This is a genomic window from Paraburkholderia sabiae, assembly GCF_030412785.1.
Taxonomy (GTDB): Bacteria; Pseudomonadota; Gammaproteobacteria; order Burkholderiales; family Burkholderiaceae; genus Paraburkholderia; species Paraburkholderia sabiae.
On sequence record NZ_CP125296.1, the window covers coordinates 26,175 to 42,284 of the forward strand.

At 63.2% G+C, this 16,110-nt stretch carries 12 protein-coding genes; 4 read left to right on the forward strand and 8 right to left on the reverse strand.

The features are described 5' to 3' along the window. Window positions 1-9: 9 nt before the first annotated feature. Genes QEN71_RS29795 through QEN71_RS29810 form a run of 4 tightly spaced genes read left to right on the forward strand, consistent with a single transcriptional unit; the run spans window position 10 to window position 4,082 of the window. Entirely contained in the window at window positions 10-867 is an 858-nt protein-coding gene (locus QEN71_RS29795) for an ABC transporter permease (protein ID WP_201649422.1), read from the forward strand. A 23-nt stretch (window positions 868-890) separates the two neighbouring features. Continuing rightward, the gene (locus tag QEN71_RS29800) at window positions 891-1,790 is read left to right on the forward strand and encodes an ABC transporter permease (RefSeq protein ID WP_201649421.1); all 900 of its coding nucleotides are present in this window, start codon (window positions 891-893) and stop codon (window positions 1,788-1,790) included. Between the two features lie 26 nt (window positions 1,791-1,816). Further along, window positions 1,817-2,674 (forward strand): ABC transporter ATP-binding protein, encoded by an 858-nt coding sequence (locus tag QEN71_RS29805; protein WP_201649419.1) that lies wholly within the window; start codon window positions 1,817-1,819, stop codon window positions 2,672-2,674. A gap of 37 nt (window positions 2,675-2,711) precedes the next feature. Beyond that, a complete protein-coding gene (locus QEN71_RS29810) occupies window positions 2,712-4,082 on the forward strand; it encodes an LLM class flavin-dependent oxidoreductase (protein WP_267909480.1) in 1,371 nt (456 codons plus the stop codon). A gap of 61 nt (window positions 4,083-4,143) precedes the next feature. Here QEN71_RS29810 and QEN71_RS29815 read toward each other — a convergent pair whose 3' ends face one another. From QEN71_RS29815 to QEN71_RS29850, 8 genes are all read right to left on the reverse strand, one after another. Next, window positions 4,144-4,746: a c-type cytochrome gene (locus QEN71_RS29815; protein WP_201649418.1), complete on the reverse strand. Its 603-nt coding sequence runs from the start codon at window positions 4,744-4,746 to the stop codon at window positions 4,144-4,146. Then, entirely contained in the window at window positions 4,739-6,016 is a 1,278-nt protein-coding gene (gene soxC, locus QEN71_RS29820; protein ID WP_201649417.1) for a sulfite dehydrogenase, read from the reverse strand. The genes QEN71_RS29815 and soxC overlap by 8 nt, the downstream gene beginning before the upstream one ends. Continuing rightward, window positions 5,994-6,734 (reverse strand): amino acid ABC transporter permease, encoded by a 741-nt coding sequence (locus QEN71_RS29825; protein ID WP_201649704.1) that lies wholly within the window; start codon window positions 6,732-6,734, stop codon window positions 5,994-5,996. Before QEN71_RS29825 ends, soxC begins: the two co-directional genes overlap by 23 nt. Continuing rightward, on the reverse strand, window positions 6,731-7,462 hold the full coding sequence (locus QEN71_RS29830; RefSeq protein ID WP_201649416.1) for an amino acid ABC transporter permease: 732 nt from the start codon (window positions 7,460-7,462) through the stop codon (window positions 6,731-6,733). The genes QEN71_RS29825 and QEN71_RS29830 overlap by 4 nt, the downstream gene beginning before the upstream one ends. Before the next feature lie 7 nt (window positions 7,463-7,469). After that, on the reverse strand, window positions 7,470-8,288 hold the full coding sequence (locus QEN71_RS29835; RefSeq protein ID WP_201649415.1) for an ABC transporter substrate-binding protein: 819 nt from the start codon (window positions 8,286-8,288) through the stop codon (window positions 7,470-7,472). Between the two features lie 128 nt (window positions 8,289-8,416). Further along, window positions 8,417-9,910: an efflux transporter outer membrane subunit gene (locus QEN71_RS29840; RefSeq protein ID WP_201649414.1), complete on the reverse strand. Its 1,494-nt coding sequence runs from the start codon at window positions 9,908-9,910 to the stop codon at window positions 8,417-8,419. Further along, complete coding sequence (locus QEN71_RS29845) at window positions 9,907-12,999, reverse strand: efflux RND transporter permease subunit (protein ID WP_201649413.1); 3,093 nt, start codon at window positions 12,997-12,999, stop codon at window positions 9,907-9,909. Before QEN71_RS29845 ends, QEN71_RS29840 begins: the two co-directional genes overlap by 4 nt. Then, window positions 12,996-16,109 (reverse strand): efflux RND transporter permease subunit, encoded by a 3,114-nt coding sequence (locus QEN71_RS29850; RefSeq protein WP_201649412.1) that lies wholly within the window; start codon window positions 16,107-16,109, stop codon window positions 12,996-12,998. Before QEN71_RS29850 ends, QEN71_RS29845 begins: the two co-directional genes overlap by 4 nt. Window position 16,110 lies beyond the last annotated feature (1 nt).

Below are 16,110 nucleotides of genomic sequence, written 5' to 3' on the forward strand. Positions count from 1 at the left end.
GAGGCCGCCATGAGCAAGGCGATAGACCAGTGGCAGCCGCTTTCGAAGCGCGCCACGCAGAACACCGCAAGCGAAGCATCGGAGACAGCGCGGCGCCGCGTACGGGCCGTCGCGTGGCATCTCGCGCCGTGGCTGCTGCCCGCCGTATTGTTCACGCTGTGGAGCGTCGGCTGTGCGCGCGGCTGGATCGCGCCGCAGATTCTTCCGCCGCCGCAACAGGTATTCGACACGTTGCGCGAGCTCGCAACGAGCGGCGATCTCGCGCATCACACGCTGGTCAGTCTGCAACGCGTGCTCGTGGGCTTCGGTGTCGGCACGCTCGCCGGTCTGCTGATCGGCGCGGCGCTGGGCCTGTCGCGCACCGTCGAAGCCTGCGTGCTGCCCGCGTTCAACGCGCTCGTGCAGATTCCCGTGCTGGGCTGGTTGCCGTTTCTGCTGCTGCTCGTCGGTGTCGGCGAGCCGCTCAAGTACATCCTGATCGCGCATGCGGCGCTCGTCCCTGTCACTTTGAGCACGATGCAAGGCGTGCGCAACACGCCTGCGCCGCTCGATGAAGCCGCGCGCGTATTCGGCTACAGCCGCTGGCAACGCGTCGCGTATGTCGTGCTCCCCGCCGCCGTGCCAACGCTCGCCACGGGCGTGCGGCTCGCGTTCACGAAGGCATGGCTCGCGCTTGTCGTGGTCGAACTGGTCGCTTCGTCGGAAGGCCTGGGTTATCTGATCGTGTACGGACGCCAGCTCTTTCAGCTCGATCTCGTGATGGCATCCGTCGTGATCGTCGGCGCCATCGGCTTTGCGATCAACCGTCTGCTCGACGCACTCGAAGCACGGCTGCGGCGCGGCCAACCGTCCGCATTCCGCGAGTGAATCTTTCGATCGAGGAACACGTCATGTCTCTCACGCGTTCGTTGTCGCCGTCACGTCTCTTCGCGCCGCGCAAGGCGAGCGGGCCGCCGCCGTGCAGTTGCGACGCTTCGTTTGAATCGCCGCGCACGTCGTCATTCAGAAAACGTCTTGCCGCATTCAACTGGCGCGGTCTCGTCTTGCCGCTCGCGGCGTTTGCGTTGTGGTGGCTCGTGTCGGCGTTGCATGTCGCGAAGAGCGGCTTGCTCGTCAGTCCCGTCGATGTCGCGCATACGGCGTGGCAGCAGATTCAAAGCGGGGCGCTGTTGCGTGCGCTGTCGGCATCGCTCGCGCGTGAAGCAAGCGGTTTCCTGATTGGCACGGTAAGCGGCCTGCTGCTCGGCGCGGCGCTCGGCTTTTCGCGCATCGCCACGCGCCTGATCGGCCCGACCTTCGACACGTTCAAGCAAATCTCGCTGTTCGCGTGGATTCCGCTGATCTCCGTGTGGTTCGGACTCGGCGATATGGCGAAGGTCGTGTTCCTGTCGCTCGCCGCACTGCTGCCCGTCGCCGCGCATACGTGCGACGGCATTCACGCGGTGCCGCCGCGCTATGTCGAAGTGGCGCGCGCGTTCCGTTATTCGCGCTTGCAGATGGCGCGTTTCGTGATTCTGCCCGCCGCGCTACCGTCGATCTTCACGGGCATCTATCTCGCGTTGATCTATTCGTGGCTCGCGACGCTCGGCGCCGAATATCTGCTCGTCGCGGGAAGCGGGATCGGCAATACGCTGATCGACGGAAGCGAACAGTTCAGGATGGACCTGGTGCTGTTCGGGATCATCGTCGTGGGTATTACGGGCTGGGCACTCAATGCGTTCGCTCGCGGCATCGAGCGGCGCGTGTTCGCGCGGCGCACGCGTTCATCGCACGAAAGCGCTGCTGCATGACACAACCAACATCACAGGCAACGCATATGACGACGACAGTTTCCGAAGGCATCCGCATCCGCGGCGTCAGCAAACGCTACGCGCAGCAAGGCGAAGCAGACGGCGCGCTGCTCGTGCTCGACGACATTTCACTCGATATCGCGCAAGGCGAATTCGTCAGCGTGCTCGGCGCGAGCGGTTGCGGCAAGTCGACACTGCTGCGCCTGATCGCCGGACTCGATACAGACTATCGCGGCGAAATCAGCGTCGATGGCGAACGCGTGCGCGATACGTCGCTTGAGCGCGGCATCGTCTTTCAGGATCACCGGCTGTTTCCGTGGCTCACGGCGTCGCAGAACATTCTCGCCGCGTTGCGCAATGCGCCGCTTTCGCAGCAGCAGAAGCGCGAGGCTGTCGCGGAGCATGTCGCGCTGGTTGGACTCGAAGGATTCGAGCATGCGTATCCGCATCAGTTGTCGGGCGGGATGGCGCAGCGTGTCGCGATTGCGCGCGGGCTCGTGAATCGTCCGCGCGTGCTGTTGCTCGACGAACCGTTCGGCGCGCTCGATGCGCTCACACGCGGCCGTCTGCAAAACGAACTGCAGCGTATCTGGCAGCACGAGCGGATCACGATGATTCTCGTCACACACGATGTCGACGAAGCGATCTATCTCGGCGACCGCGTCGTGACGATGGCGCCGCGTCCTGGACGTGTGAAGCGCATTGCACAAGTGGATCTGCCGCGTCCGCGCGAGCGCAGCGACGCGCGTTTCGTGCAGCTGCGCAACCGGATACTCGCGGATTTCAGCGAACTGCCTGCGTCTGACGCTGACAACACGCCTGACGGCGGTCATCGCGTGAAGGTGCAAGAACCGCGCATCGGCGAATGGCGCCTCGCATGGTGAAACCCACATTCTCTCGACGTCGATCAAGGAAACCAAAGTGAGCGAAGCACGACCACACCAACGACAGATCAGCCTCGGCGCGTTCCTGATGGAAACGGGGCACCACATCGCCGCGTGGCGTCATCCCGACACGCACGCGGCCGGTGGCCTTGACTTCAAGCACTACGCGGAACTCGCGCAGATCGCGGAGCGCGCGAAGTTCGACGCGATCTTTTTCGCCGACAGCGTCAGCGTGCGCGACACAAACCTGCCTTCGCTGTCGCGCACGGCGCGCGCCGATCACTTCGAGCCGTTAACGCTGCTGTCCGCGCTCTCCGTCGTCACGCAGCACATCGGCCTCGTTGCCACCGTTTCCACGACGTTCAACGAGCCATACAACGTCGCGCGCAAGTTCGCGTCGCTCGATCATCTGAGCGGCGGGCGTTCGGGCTGGAATCTCGTCACGTCGAGCACGGAAACGGAAGCGCACAACTTCGGCTTCGATCAGCATCCGGACCACGCGGTGCGCTACGAGCGCGCGAAAGAGTTTCACGACGTGGTGACGGGCCTGTGGGACAGCTGGGACGACGACGCATTCGTCCGCGACAAGACTAGCGGCGTCTATTTCGATGCCGACAAGCTGCACGTGCTCGAACATCGCGGCAAGCACTTCAAGGTGCGCGGACCGTTGAACGTCGCGCGCTCGCCGCAGGGGCGTCCCGTCGTCATTCAGGCGGGCGCATCGGATGCGGGCAAGGAACTCGCCGCGCAAACGGCTGAGGTGATCTTCGTTGCCCATCAGACGCTCGACGAAGCGAAGGCGTTCTATCGGGATGTCAAAGGCCGGCTCGCGCGCTATGGACGCCGCCCCGAACATCTGAAGATCATGCCCGGCATTTTTCCCGTGATCGGCAGGACGCAGCAGGAAGCGCGCGACAAGTTCGATAATTTGCAGAATCTGATTCATCCGACCGTCGGCCTCGCGCTGCTGTCGAACATGTCGGGCGGTGTCGATCTGTCGAAGTATCCCGTCGATGGTCCTGTGCCCGAACTGCCCGAAACGAATGGCGGCAAGAGCCGGCAGCGGCTGCTGCTCGATCTCGCCCGGCGCGACAATCTGACGATACGGGAACTGTATCTGCGCATTGCAGGCGCTCGCGGACATCAGCAGGTGATCGGCACGCCGGAGAGCATCGCGGATCAGTTGCAGCAGTGGTTCGAGGAAGAAGGCGCCGATGGCTTCAACATCATGTCGCCGTGGCTGCCCGGCGGACTGAGCGAATTCGCGGAACTCGTCGTGCCGGAGTTACAGCGTCGCGGGCTTTTTCGCACTGAGTATTCGGGGAATACGCTGCGCGATCATCTGGGGTTGCCGCGACCGGTTAATCAGTTTGCGGTTCGAGAGGCGCAGGTCGCGCAGACAGCCTGATTCTCCATTTGCAACGAAAGGCGACGCGGGTCGCCTTTCGTCACGTTGGAAGCCGGCTTATCTAGAGCCGCCCCGGACGCGGATCGGAAACGAAGCCATCGCGATTCGGCATGCGGACGGCCGCCAGAGAATGCGCATCGAGCCGTGCATCGTCGGGCACGATGCCGTTCTGGTTCAGAATCCACGCGCTGACGGCATACACCTCGTCGGCGCTGAGCGATTGCGGCGCGTTGTACGGCATGGCGCGTCGGATGTAGTCGAAGAGCGTCGTCGCATACGGCCAGTAGCTGCCGACCGTGCGCTTCGGATTCGCACTCGCGAGCGTGCCGCGTCCGCCTATCAGTTGATCGCCGATCAGCCCTTCCCCTTTCGCACCATGACACGCCGCGCATTTCGCCGCGAAGACTTTGCCGCCCATCGCGACATCGCCGCTGCCTGCGGGCAAGCCGCGGCCATCGGGCGCGACGTCGATGTTCCATGCGGCGAGGTCCGTTTCGTTGACGCGCGTGCCGATCGCATCGGCGGATTTGCGCAGCGTTTCATCGAGCGCGGCTTGCTTCGATGTCGTCAATGATGCCGAGCAGGCCGCAAGCAAAGCCGCCGACAACGACGCACACACGACCCGATGTATTGACCGCGGTCCGCGAAAACCAGGCTTATGCATTTTTCACGCTTCCATCGGCGCCGACGCGCCATTGGTGAATGCCGTTGTAGTGGTAGTTCGAATTGAGGCCGCGCGCCTGCACGAGAGCCTCGCGCGTCGGCTGCACGTAGCCGGTCGAATCCGTTGCACGCGACAGAATCACGGTAGGCTCGCCGTTCCAGACCCAACCCGAGTGAAAGCGCGTCAACGCGCGATCGCGTGCCGGTTCGTCGAGCGTTGCGTCTTGCCATGTGGTGCCACCATCCGTCGACACCTCGACCCGCCGAATCGCGCCGCGCCCCGACCACGCGAGACCGACGATCGGATAAAACCCTTGCACCGTCAGCCGATGCCCCGCCGAAGGCCGCGTAATCACCGACTTCGCATCCATCTCGAACACGAACTGGCGCGCGCGTCCATCGGGCAGCAAGCCCGTATATTTCGACGTTTCCTCGCGCGTTTCCAGCGGCGCATCGACGAGCTTCAGACGACGCAGCCACTTCACGTTCGTATTGCCTTCGAAACCCGGCACGATCAGCCGCAACGGATAACCGTTTTCAGGCCGCAGACGCTCGCCGTTTTGCGCATAGACGACAAGCGCGCGGTCGAGAATGCGTTCGAGCGGCAGACTGCGCGTCATCGACGACGCATCGGCGCCTTCGGCAAGCAACCATTTCGGCGCGCGTCCATCCGATGACGCCGCGAGTCCGCCCGTCGCTTCGAGCAGTGTCGAAAGACGCACGCCCGTCCATTCGCAGCACGACAACAGTCCGTGCGTGATCTGCACGGGCAGACCGCTCGGCCCTTTCCATTCGCTCGCGGTGTTGCCCGAGCATTCGAGAAAATGAATGCGCGACTCGGACGGCAGACGCACCAGATCGTCCATAGTGAACAGCTTCGGTTCGCGCACGAGTCCGTGCACGGCGAGCCGGTGTTCGTCGGGATCGATGTCGGGCACGCCCGCGTGATGACGCTCATAGACAAGCCCGTTCGGCGTGATCGTGCCGTGCAGATCCGCCAAAGGCGTCAGCGACGACGCTGCGCCCGGCATCGGCCATGCGCGCGCTGCACGCCGCACGACGTTGGCTTCGCGCGGCGAAGGCTGACCATAAGGATGATCGAGTATCGGCGCGCCAGGCGTTTGCGTCCACGGATCGACGCTCAACGGCCGCAACAGCGTCGCCGCCTTCACGTTCGGTGCGACGAGCGCGGAGAGCGCCAGCCCGCCGAGCATTCTGCGGCGCGGCGAAGCGGGAGCGGTCTTCGGATCAGGAATCGGCGGATTGGACATGAGAGAACCGGGTGATTCGCGATTGAGCGCCGGAGGTATCGCGACGCCGCCCGCTTTCGAGCAATCGCGTCGCAACGAATTGCAGCGCCGAGCACAGCAACAGATAAACCAGACCGACGAACAGGAAGATCTGCACGGGATAGACCATCAGGCGGTTGTTGATCTGGTTGGCGAGAAAGGTGAACTCGGGCACGCCGACGATATACGCGAGCGACGTGTCCTTGATCAGCGACACCCACTGGTTCACGAACGACGGCGTCATGATCCGCACGGCCTGAGGCAACAGCACGTAGCGCAGCGCCTGCCAGCGCGTCAGCCCGAGCGATGCCGCCGCCTGCTCTTGCCCTGCGCCGACAGCAGCGATGCCCGCATGCACCGAATGCGACAGATACGCGCCGCCGATCAGCGCCAGTGCGCAGACGACCGTTGCGAGTCCAGGCACGTCGATATGCAGCAGCATCGGCATCAGGAAGAACGTCCAGAAGATCAGCATCAGGACGGGAATCGCGCGGAAAAAGCCGACAATCGCGATCAGCGCGAGATGCACAGCGCCGCGTGTCATCGACAAGGCGACGCCGCCCGCAAGCCCAAGAACTGCCGACAACAGCGCCGACGCAACGGACATCACGAGTGTCAAACCCGCACCGCCGAGCGGGCCATTCGGAAACGTGCCGAGCAGCAGATACCGCAGTGTCGGCAGCCAGTCGATTTCGCTCATGCCGTCCCCCGCTGCCATGCATGCGCGCTGCGGCGCTTCCAGAGCAGCAATGCGACTTCGATCGCCGCAATCGTCGCGATGTAGAGGACGGTGGCCGCGCCGAACGCCTGGAAGGTCTTGAACGTTTCGGTGTCGACCTGTCGTGACGTGTACGAGAGTTCAGCGAGACCGATCGCCATCGTCAGCGACGAGTTCTTGACGATGTTCATGTATTGCCCCGCGAGCGGCGGCGTAGCGATGCGGATCGCCTGCGGCAGGATCACATGGCGGAAGGTGGCAAACGGAGTAAGACCCAACGCAGCCGCTGCCTGATACTGCCCGGCTTTGACGCCGCGCATACCCGCGCGAAACTCTTCGCCAATGAACGTCGTCGCGTAGCACGTCAGCCCAACCCAGCCCGCGACGAATTCGAACGGCGGCCACGCGAGCGTCAACGCACCCAGCGAAAGCGCATGCGGCGCGTTGAGCCATTCCATCGCTGATTGAGGAAGCAGCGTCGCCGCGCCGAAGTACCAGAACAGCAGTTGCACCAGCAGCGGCGAGTTACGGAACACGAGCACGTAAAGCGATGCCGCGCGACACACGACGCCGCTGCGCGCATTGCGCGCCAGCGCGAGCACAAAACCCAGCAGCGTCGCCGTCACGATCACGCACGCAGAAAGCACCAACGTCAGCAGAAAGCCGTGCGCCAGCCACGCGACGTACTTCGGTTCCAGCCAGCCGTTCATCGCGCGATCAGCTCTTCTGCGGATCGCCGATCTTGAACAGACGCGGCAGCGGCGCGCGGCTCGATGGGCCGAACCACTCGTCGTAGATCTTGCCTGCCGTGCCGTTCGCTTCGAGACCCTTGAGCGTATCGTCGACCACGTTCAGCAGACGCGTCTCGCCCTTCGGCACGCCGACGCCTTCGTAGTCGTTGGAAATCGTGAACGGCGAGATTTCGTAGTTGCTCTTGTCCGGCACGTTCGCGAGTAGCGCGACGAGCTTCGGGCCGTCCTGCGTGATTGCCTGCACGTTGCCCGTGCGCAGCGCGGCGAATGCGAACGGCGTGTCGTCGTAAGCAACGATCGTGGCGCCGGGAAATTGCGCGCGAACCTGTTGTTCGTTCGTCGTGCCCTTGTCCGCGCCGACGCGCAGGCTGTTGAGTTGCTGCGGCGTTTTCAGCACGCCCTTCTTCGCGATGAACTGCGTGCCCGACGCGAAATACGGCGTGCTGAAATCGACTTCCTTCTTGCGTTCGTCGGTGATCGTGAAGTTCGCGAACACGAGATCGACCTTGCCCGACTTCAGAAACGCGATACGGTTGGCAGGATTGGTCGGCTGGATTTCGAGCTTCACGCCCAGCTTGTTCGCCACGGCGCGCGCATAGTCGACGTCGAGCCCGACGATCTGATTGCTCTTCGAATCGACGAAACCGAACGGCGGATTGCTGTCGAACGTCGCGACGCGCAGCACGCCTGCTTTCTTGATGTCGTCGAGACGGTCGGCGTGCGCCGCGCCGGAAACGGCGAGCATCAACCCCATGATGACTGCGCCAGCAAAGCGGATTTTCATGTTCGAACCTTCTGATGGTTATGCGTGTAGCGAGTTGCCGCGACTTTAGCAACGCGCTTGCGCGCGACGAACCAATAAATCGTCACGAGCAAAGCGGTACACGTCATATGCGCTGTCTGTGCAGCGCATTACCTCCCGGAAGATTCCGCCGTCGTCAGTTTGCCGTCCCAGCCGCCGCCGAGCGCTTTCACCAGCATGACGGAGTTTTGCAGCGCCGTGCTGCTGTAGTCGAGCGCGATCTTGCGATCCTGCACTTGCGTCAGTTGCGTATCGAGCATGTCGATGCGGCTCGACGTGCCCGCCGCGAAATTGCGCTGCTGGCTCGCGGCGAGTTCGCCGCTGCGTTGCGCGACTTCATCCGATGCCGCCGCCTGGCGCGATGTGATCTGCACTGCGCTCAAGTAGTCTTCGACGTCCTGAAACGCGCTCAACACTGTTTGACGATACGCGGCCACTTCCTGATCGTAGTTGGCCTTCGCGTTGCGCACAGAAGCGCTCGTCGCGCCCGCGTCGAACACGGTCTGCGCAACGTCGAGTCCGAGCGACCAGAAGCGAGTCGGCAGCGACACGAGGTGCGCGAGCGACGTGCCGCTCCAGCCGCCATCGGCGGAAAGCGTAAGCGTCGGGAAATAGCCTGCCTTCGCAACGCCGATTTTCGCGTTGTACTGCGCGACTGTGCGCTCGGCCTGCACGACGTCGGGACGCCGTTGCAGCAGCGTGGACGGCAACGCCGCCGGCAGCGTCGGCAGATCGAAACGATAGTCGGCCAGAACCGGTAACGAAAACGCAGCAGGCGCTTCGCCGACCAGAACGGCAATCGCATGCTCGTACTGACGCCGCGTGAGTTGCGCGGTCGCAATGCTTTCGTCGATGGTTTGCAGCGTGTTGTGCGCCGTCCGCACATCGTCGTAAGAGGACACGCCTTGCTTGTACTTCGCCTCCGTCAGCGCGAGCAATTCCGCGTCGATGCGGTGCTCTTCCGCGAGAAGCGTGAGATCGGCATCGGCGGCACGGACGGTGAAGTAATCGACGGCGAGCGTGGCGAGGACGCTCAGGCGTTCGCCCGCAAGCTGCGCATCGGATGCCTGCGCGCTCGCTTCGCTCGCTTCGACGGAGCGCCGTACGCTGCCCCACAGGTCCGGCTCCCAACTCGCTTCGAGTTGCGCCGACACGCTCTTCGACGCATAGCTGCTCACACTGCCGCTCGACGACACCTGCGTCGTGCTCCCGCTGCCCGAGCGCGTGCCCGAACCGGCGAACGACACCGTCGGAAACAGACTCGCGCGCGCCGATGCAACCTGTGCGCGCGCCGCACGATACGCCGCGTCGTACTGCGCGAGCGTCTGGTTCGCTTTCAACGCGCGCTCGCACAATGCGCTCAGCGTATCGTCGTTGAACATCGTCCACCAGCGGCTGTCGAGCGATGCAGCGGGATCGGGTTGCGCCTGCTGCCACAAACCGCTCGCGTCGGGGCTGTTCATTTCCTTGAACGTTGCGGGCACAGCGACGTCGGGCCGCTTGTAGTCGGGGCCGACCGCGCAGCCCGCGCACAGCGCTGCAATCGCCGCAGCCACGATCGTTCGATGCAGACGCCGCATCGTGCGCGCTGATGTGTCCATCATGAGGAAGTTCCGTTACGTGAAGCGCGCCGCAATTTGAAGCGGTCGAGCCAGAGATAGATCACGGGCGTCGTGAAGAGCGTCAGCGCCTGGCTGACCATCAAGCCGCCGAGAATCGAGACGCCGAGCGGATGTCTGAATTCATGTCCGTAACCCGAGCTGACAATCAGCGGCACTGCGCCGAGCAACGCGGCGAGCGTCGTCATCATGATCGGCCGGAAGCGTGTGAGGCACGCCTGATAAATCGATTCCTGCGCGCTCGCCGCATGGTCGCGTTCGTACGTGACGGCGAAATCGACCATCATGATCGCGTTCTTCTTCACGATGCCGATCAGCAGAACGATGCCGATCAACGCGATGATCGACAGTTCGTAGCCGCAGACGTACAGCGCGATCAGCGCGCCGAGACCGGCTGAAGGCAGCGTCGAGAGGATCGTCAGCGGATGGACGAGGTTCTCGTACAGAATGCCGAGCGCGATATAAACGGCCACCAGTGCGCCGATGATCAACAACAGTTCGCTGCCGCCCGATTGCTGCATCTGCGCGCCTTGTCCCGCGAACGAAGGCAGTACCGTGTTCGGCAGATTCAGCGAAGCGACGGCCGTTTTGATCGCGGCATTCGCATCGCTCATCGATACGCCTTCGCGCAGGTTGTACGACAGCGTTACAGCGGGAAACTGGTTGTCGTGCGCGATCGTGACGGGTGCGTGCGACAACGTGCGGGTCGCGAGTGCGGAAAGCGGCACGAGAGTCGAAGTAGTCGTACTCGTCGTGGTGCTCGTGCTTGCTTTGGTCGCAGGCACGTATAGCGTGTCCAGCGTCTTCGGATCCTGCCAGTATTGCGGCGCGACTTCCATCACAACGTGGTACTGATTCGCTGGCCCGTAGATCGTTGCGATTTGCCGCTGGCTGAATGCGTCATTCAACGTATCGTCGATCGATTCGAACGGCACGCCCATGCGCGCCGCCGCATCGCGGTTCACTTGCAGCATCATCGAAAGACTCGCGCTTTGCACGTCGGCATTCACGTCGCGCAGTTGCGGCAACGCGCGCAGCTTCGCTTCGATGCGCGGCAGCCACGTATCCAGTTCGCTCTGGTTTTCCGCCGTCACCGTGTATTGAAACTGCGCCGCGCTTTGCCGCGCGCCGAACATCAGATCCTGCGCGGATTGCAGCAGCAGGCGCACGCCGGGCAGATCGGCCGTTCGGCGGCTCAGATCGGCAATGACCTGATCCGCGCTCTGCGTGCGTTCGGACAGCGGCTTGAGCGTGACAAACATCATGCTATTGCTGACGGCATTGCGTCCGCCGACATAGCCCGCCACCGATTGCACGTTCGGGTTTTGCAGCATGCGTCGATTGATCTCGTCGAACTTCTGCTTCATCGCCTGAAACGAAATGCTCTGCGACGCCTGAATCATGCCCATCAAACGGCCCGTGTCCTCGATCGGAAAGAAGCCCTTCGGCATCACGGCGACCATGCCGACGTTCGCGAACAGCAGCAGCACGGTGACGGCGAGCATCGTCTTCGGATGACGCAGCGCCCAGCGCAGACTCTTGCCATACGCGCGTTCGACGCGCTGCCCGAACGCCGCTTCATCATGCTTCGGAGGTGCGTGACGCAGCAGCAAACGGCCAAGCGTGGGCGCGAGCGTCAGCGAAATCACCATCGAAATCATGATCGCGATCGCCAGCGACACGGAGAACTCGCGAAACAACCTTCCGACGATGCCGCTCATCATGATCAGCGGCAGAAACACGACCACGAGCGACACGCTGATCGTCAGCACGGTAAAGCCGACTTCGCGCGTGCCGTCGAGCGCAGCGGCGAGCGGCGTCTTGCCCTGATCCAGATGCCGCATGATGTTTTCGACGACGACGATCGCATCGTCGACCACGAAACCCGTTGAAATCGTCAGCGCCATCAGCGACAGGTTATTCAGGCTGTAGCCGAGGAAGTACATCGCCGTGAACGTGCCCGCCAGCGCGAGCGGCACGGTGATCGCGGGAATCAGCGTGCTGCGCCAGTCGCGAAAGAATGCGTACGACACGGCCGTCACCAGCAGCACCGCCGCGAGCAGCGAGATTTCCACGTCGAGTACCGACGAACGAATCGTCTGCGTGCCGTCGAGCACGACGCCGAGCTTCACCGTCGACGGCAGGCTCGCGGACAACTGAGGCAGCGCGGCGCGAATTGCATCGACGGTCTTGATGACGTTCGCGTTCGGTTGCTTCGACACGATCAGCAGCACGGCGGGCTTGCCGTTCGCGAGCCCGTAATTGCGCAGGTCTTCCGTCGACTTCACCACTTGCGCGACATCCGACACATGCACGACCGTGCCGTCATGCGTGCGGATCACGAGCGGCTTGTAGTCGTCGGGGTTCGGCAACTGGTCGTTCGCGGCCACCACGTAATGCTGGCCGTTCACGCTGACGGCGCCCTTCGGCAGATCGACGCTCGCATTCGCCAGCGACGTACGCACGGTATCGAGCGCGATGCCGTAGTGGCTCAGCTGATCGGGATTCAGCTCAATGCGCACTGCGGGAAGCGCGCCGCCGCCGACCGTCACATCGCCGACGCCCGGCACCTGCAACAGCTTCTGCTGCAGCACCGACGACGCATAGTCGTACATCTGCCCGACGCCGACCGTATCCGACGTGAGACCTACGATCATCACGGGCGCCGCCGCAGGATTCATCTTGCGATACGTCGGCGTTTGCGTGAGCGTCGTCGGCAGATTGCTGCGCGCGGCGTTGATGGCCGCCTGCACGTCACGCGCGGCGCCGTCGATATCGCGATTCAGATCGAACTGCAACACGATCTGCGACGAGCCCGACGAGCTTTGCGACGTCATCTGCGTCAGGCCCGCAATCGAGCCGAACGCGCGCTCGAGCGGCGCCGTCACGGTCTTCGCGACGGTATCGGGATTCGCGCCCGACAGCGTCGCGCTGACCATCACCACAGGAAAATCCACCGACGGCAGCGCGGCCACAGGCAACAGCCGGAACGCGACGATGCCGAACAGCGCGAGGCCGAGCGCCAGTAGCATCGTGCCGATCGGACGACGGATGAACGGAGCGGACAGGTTCATCGCGCGTCCTTGGCCCGTGTCGCGAAGCGATGCAGCGCGAGAAAGATCACGGGCGTCGAGAACAGCGTGAGCAGCTGGCTCACCACCAGCCCGCCGACGATCGCAATGCCGAGCGGCTGCCGCAACTCATGTCCCATGCCTGTGCCGAGCGCGAGGGGCAGCGCTCCGAACAGCGAAGCGCAGGTCGTCATCAGGATCGGACGGAAGCGAAGTTCACACGCGCGGCGCATCGCATCGCGCGCGGCGAGACCCAGTGTGCGTTCCTGTTCGAGCGCGAAGTCGACCATCATGATCGCGTTCTTCATCACGATCCCGACCAGCAGCACGATGCCGATCAAACCGATGATGTCGAGTTCGCCGCCGCACAGCAGCAACGCGGCAAGCGCGCCACACGCGGCGGACGGCAACGTCGAGAGAATCGTCAGCGGATGGATGAGGCTTTCGTACAGCATGCCGAGCAGGATGTAGACGGCGATCAGCGCGCCGACCAGCAGCAATGCTTCGTTCCCTAGCGATGCGCTGTACAGCTGCGCCGCGCCTTCGAGATTCATCTGCACGCTCGCGGGTGCATTCAGCTTTGCTTCGATCGCTTCGATGCGGTCGATCGCCGTGCCGAGCGTCACGCCTTGCGCGAGATTGAACGACACATCGGCGTAGGGAAACTGCGCCTGGCGTTGAATGGTCAACGGCGCGGAGCCGACTGATGCGCTCGCGATACTCGACAGCGGTGCGAGCGTAGACGACGTGGTTGTATTTGTCGATGAAGAAGTAGAAGACGATGAACTGCTCGACGTCCCCACATACATTCCATCGAGCAACGCAAGCGGCGACTCGCCGACCAGCCGCACATCGGCACCCAACGTCACGTGATACTGGTTCACGTGCGTATAGATGGTCGAAATCTGCCGGTCGCCGAATGCATCGTAAAGCGCGTTGTCGATGTCCTGCGCGGACAGCCCAAGGCGCGACGCCGTCGCACGATCGAAGTCGAACTTCAGCACATTGCCCTGCTGCTGCGCCTGGCTTTGCACGTCGGTGAAAAGCGGATCGGCGCGCAATGCGGCGAGCAAACGCTGCGTCCATTCGGCGAGTTCAGTGCGATCGGTCGCCTGCACACCGATGCGGTAACTGTTCGCGTTGATCTGATCGTCGAGCGTCAGATCCTGCACGGGATGCAGATACAACTTGAGGTCCGCGCGCTGCGCCGCGTCGCGCGTGAGCCTGTCGATCACATCGCGGCTCGACGCATCGCCGCTGTCTTTCAGGCTGATCAGCATGCGCCCCTGATTGATCGTCGGATTGTTCTGGTCGATGCCGACGAACGACGACACGCTCGCCACTGCGCTATCGCTCGCGATGCGCCCTGCCAATGTGCGCGTCGATGCCGCCATCCGTTCGAACGACGCACGCGGCGAGCCGAGCGAAATCCCTTCGACCAAACCCGTGTCCTGCTCGGGAAACAAACCCTTCGGCAGCAGCACGAACAGCACGGCCGTCAGCAACGTTGCAATCGCCACCAGCGCAAGCACGGTCAAACGATGCGCAAACGCCCAGTCAAGCGCTCGCAGATAGCCGCGATTCAAACGCGCGAGCCAGTCGTTCGCGTTGGCATCGCTGTCGCTTGCGGCGTGATCGGCGCGCAGCATGCGGGCGGCCATCATCGGCGTCAGCGTCAGCGAGACCCACGCGGAAATCACGATCGCAATCGCCAGCGTCAACGCGAATTCGCGGAACAGTCTGCCGATTACATCCGGCATGAAGAACAGCGGAATCAGCACGGCGACGAGCGCGACGGAGATCGACAGAATCGTGAAGCCGATCTGCCGCGCGCCCTTTAACGCGGCATCGAGCGGCGTCTCGCCGTTTTCGATGTGACGCATCACGTTTTCGAGCATCACGATCGCATCGTCGACCACGAAACCGGTCGCCACCGTCAGCGCCATCAGCGTGAGGTTGTTGACGGAAAAGCCCAACAGGTAGATGCCCGCGACCGTGCCGACAAGCGCGAACGGCACCGTCACGGCAGGAATCAGCGTGAATTCGAGGCGGCGCAGAAACACGAACACGACCATCACGACGAGTGCAATCGATGCGGCCAGTTCCATCTTCACGTCATGCACCGACGCGCGGATCGTCTGCGTGCGGTCGCTCAACACGCTGATTTTCACGGTCGCGGGCAGCGACGCGCGCAGTTGCGGCAACAGCGCTTCGATCCGGTTGACGACCTCGATCACGTTCGCGCCCGGCTGACGCTGCACGTTGATGATGATCGCGGGCGTCGCGCCGCTCCATGCGGCCTGTCGCGGGTTCTCCGCCGTCTCCGACAGCTTCGCGACATCCGAGAGCCGCACAGGCGCGCCATTGCGATACGACAGCACGAGGTCCGCGTAATCGGCGGACGAGGTGAGTTGATCGTTCGCGTCGATCGTGAAGGCCTGCAACGGACCGTCGATCGTGCCCTTCGCGCTGTTCACGTTGGCATCGCCGACAGCCGTGCGCACGTCTTCGAGCGACAGACCCATCGCGTTCAGTGCGCGCGTGTCGGTTTGCACGCGCACGGCGGGCCGCATGCCGCCCGACAGCGTGACGAGCCCGACACCCGACACCTGCGAGAGCTTCTGTGCAATACGCGTGTCCGTCAGGTCTTCGACGCGCGTCAACGGCAATGCACTCGATGTCACGGCCAGCGTGAGCACGGCCGTATCGGCGGGATTGACCTTGCTGTAGACGGGTGGATAAGGAAGGCTCGACGGCAACGTGCTGTTCGCGCTGTTGATCGCGGCCTGCACTTCCTGCTCGGCTTCGTCGAGATTCGTCGAGGTCTGAAACTGCAACGTCACAAGCGACACGCCGAGCGAACTCGTCGAATTCATGCGCTTGAGGCCCGCCATCTGCCCGAACTGCTTTTCGAGCGGCGCGGTAACGGACGTGCTGATCACATCGGGCGATGCGCCCGGATACTGCGTGTAGACCTGAATCGTCGGATAGTCGATTTCGGGCAGCGCGGACACAGGCATCAGCCGGTACGCGATCAGGCCGATCAGGAGCAACGCGAGCGTCATCAAACCCGTTGCGACGGGACGGCGAATGAACGGGCGGGAAATATCCATC

What these genes read in the sequence shown, in the direction of transcription:
- QEN71_RS29795 (WP_201649422.1), top strand. Translation starts at nt 10, where the DNA reads ATGAGCAAGGCGATAGACCAGTGGCAGCCGCTTTCGAAGCGCGCCACG.
- QEN71_RS29800 (WP_201649421.1), top strand. Translation starts at nt 891, where the DNA reads ATGTCTCTCACGCGTTCGTTGTCGCCGTCACGTCTCTTCGCGCCGCGC.
- QEN71_RS29805 (WP_201649419.1), top strand. Translation starts at nt 1,817, where the DNA reads ATGACGACGACAGTTTCCGAAGGCATCCGCATCCGCGGCGTCAGCAAA.
- QEN71_RS29815 (WP_201649418.1), bottom strand. Translation starts at nt 4,746, where the DNA reads ATGCATAAGCCTGGTTTTCGCGGACCGCGGTCAATACATCGGGTCGTG.
- soxC (WP_201649417.1), bottom strand. Translation starts at nt 6,016, where the DNA reads ATGTCCAATCCGCCGATTCCTGATCCGAAGACCGCTCCCGCTTCGCCG.
- QEN71_RS29825 (WP_201649704.1), bottom strand. Translation starts at nt 6,734, where the DNA reads ATGAGCGAAATCGACTGGCTGCCGACACTGCGGTATCTGCTGCTCGGC.
- QEN71_RS29830 (WP_201649416.1), bottom strand. Translation starts at nt 7,462, where the DNA reads ATGAACGGCTGGCTGGAACCGAAGTACGTCGCGTGGCTGGCGCACGGC.
- QEN71_RS29835 (WP_201649415.1), bottom strand. Translation starts at nt 8,288, where the DNA reads ATGAAAATCCGCTTTGCTGGCGCAGTCATCATGGGGTTGATGCTCGCC.
- QEN71_RS29840 (WP_201649414.1), bottom strand. Translation starts at nt 9,910, where the DNA reads ATGATGGACACATCAGCGCGCACGATGCGGCGTCTGCATCGAACGATC.
- QEN71_RS29845 (WP_201649413.1), bottom strand. Translation starts at nt 12,999, where the DNA reads ATGAACCTGTCCGCTCCGTTCATCCGTCGTCCGATCGGCACGATGCTA.
- QEN71_RS29850 (WP_201649412.1), bottom strand. Translation starts at nt 16,109, where the DNA reads ATGGATATTTCCCGCCCGTTCATTCGCCGTCCCGTCGCAACGGGTTTG.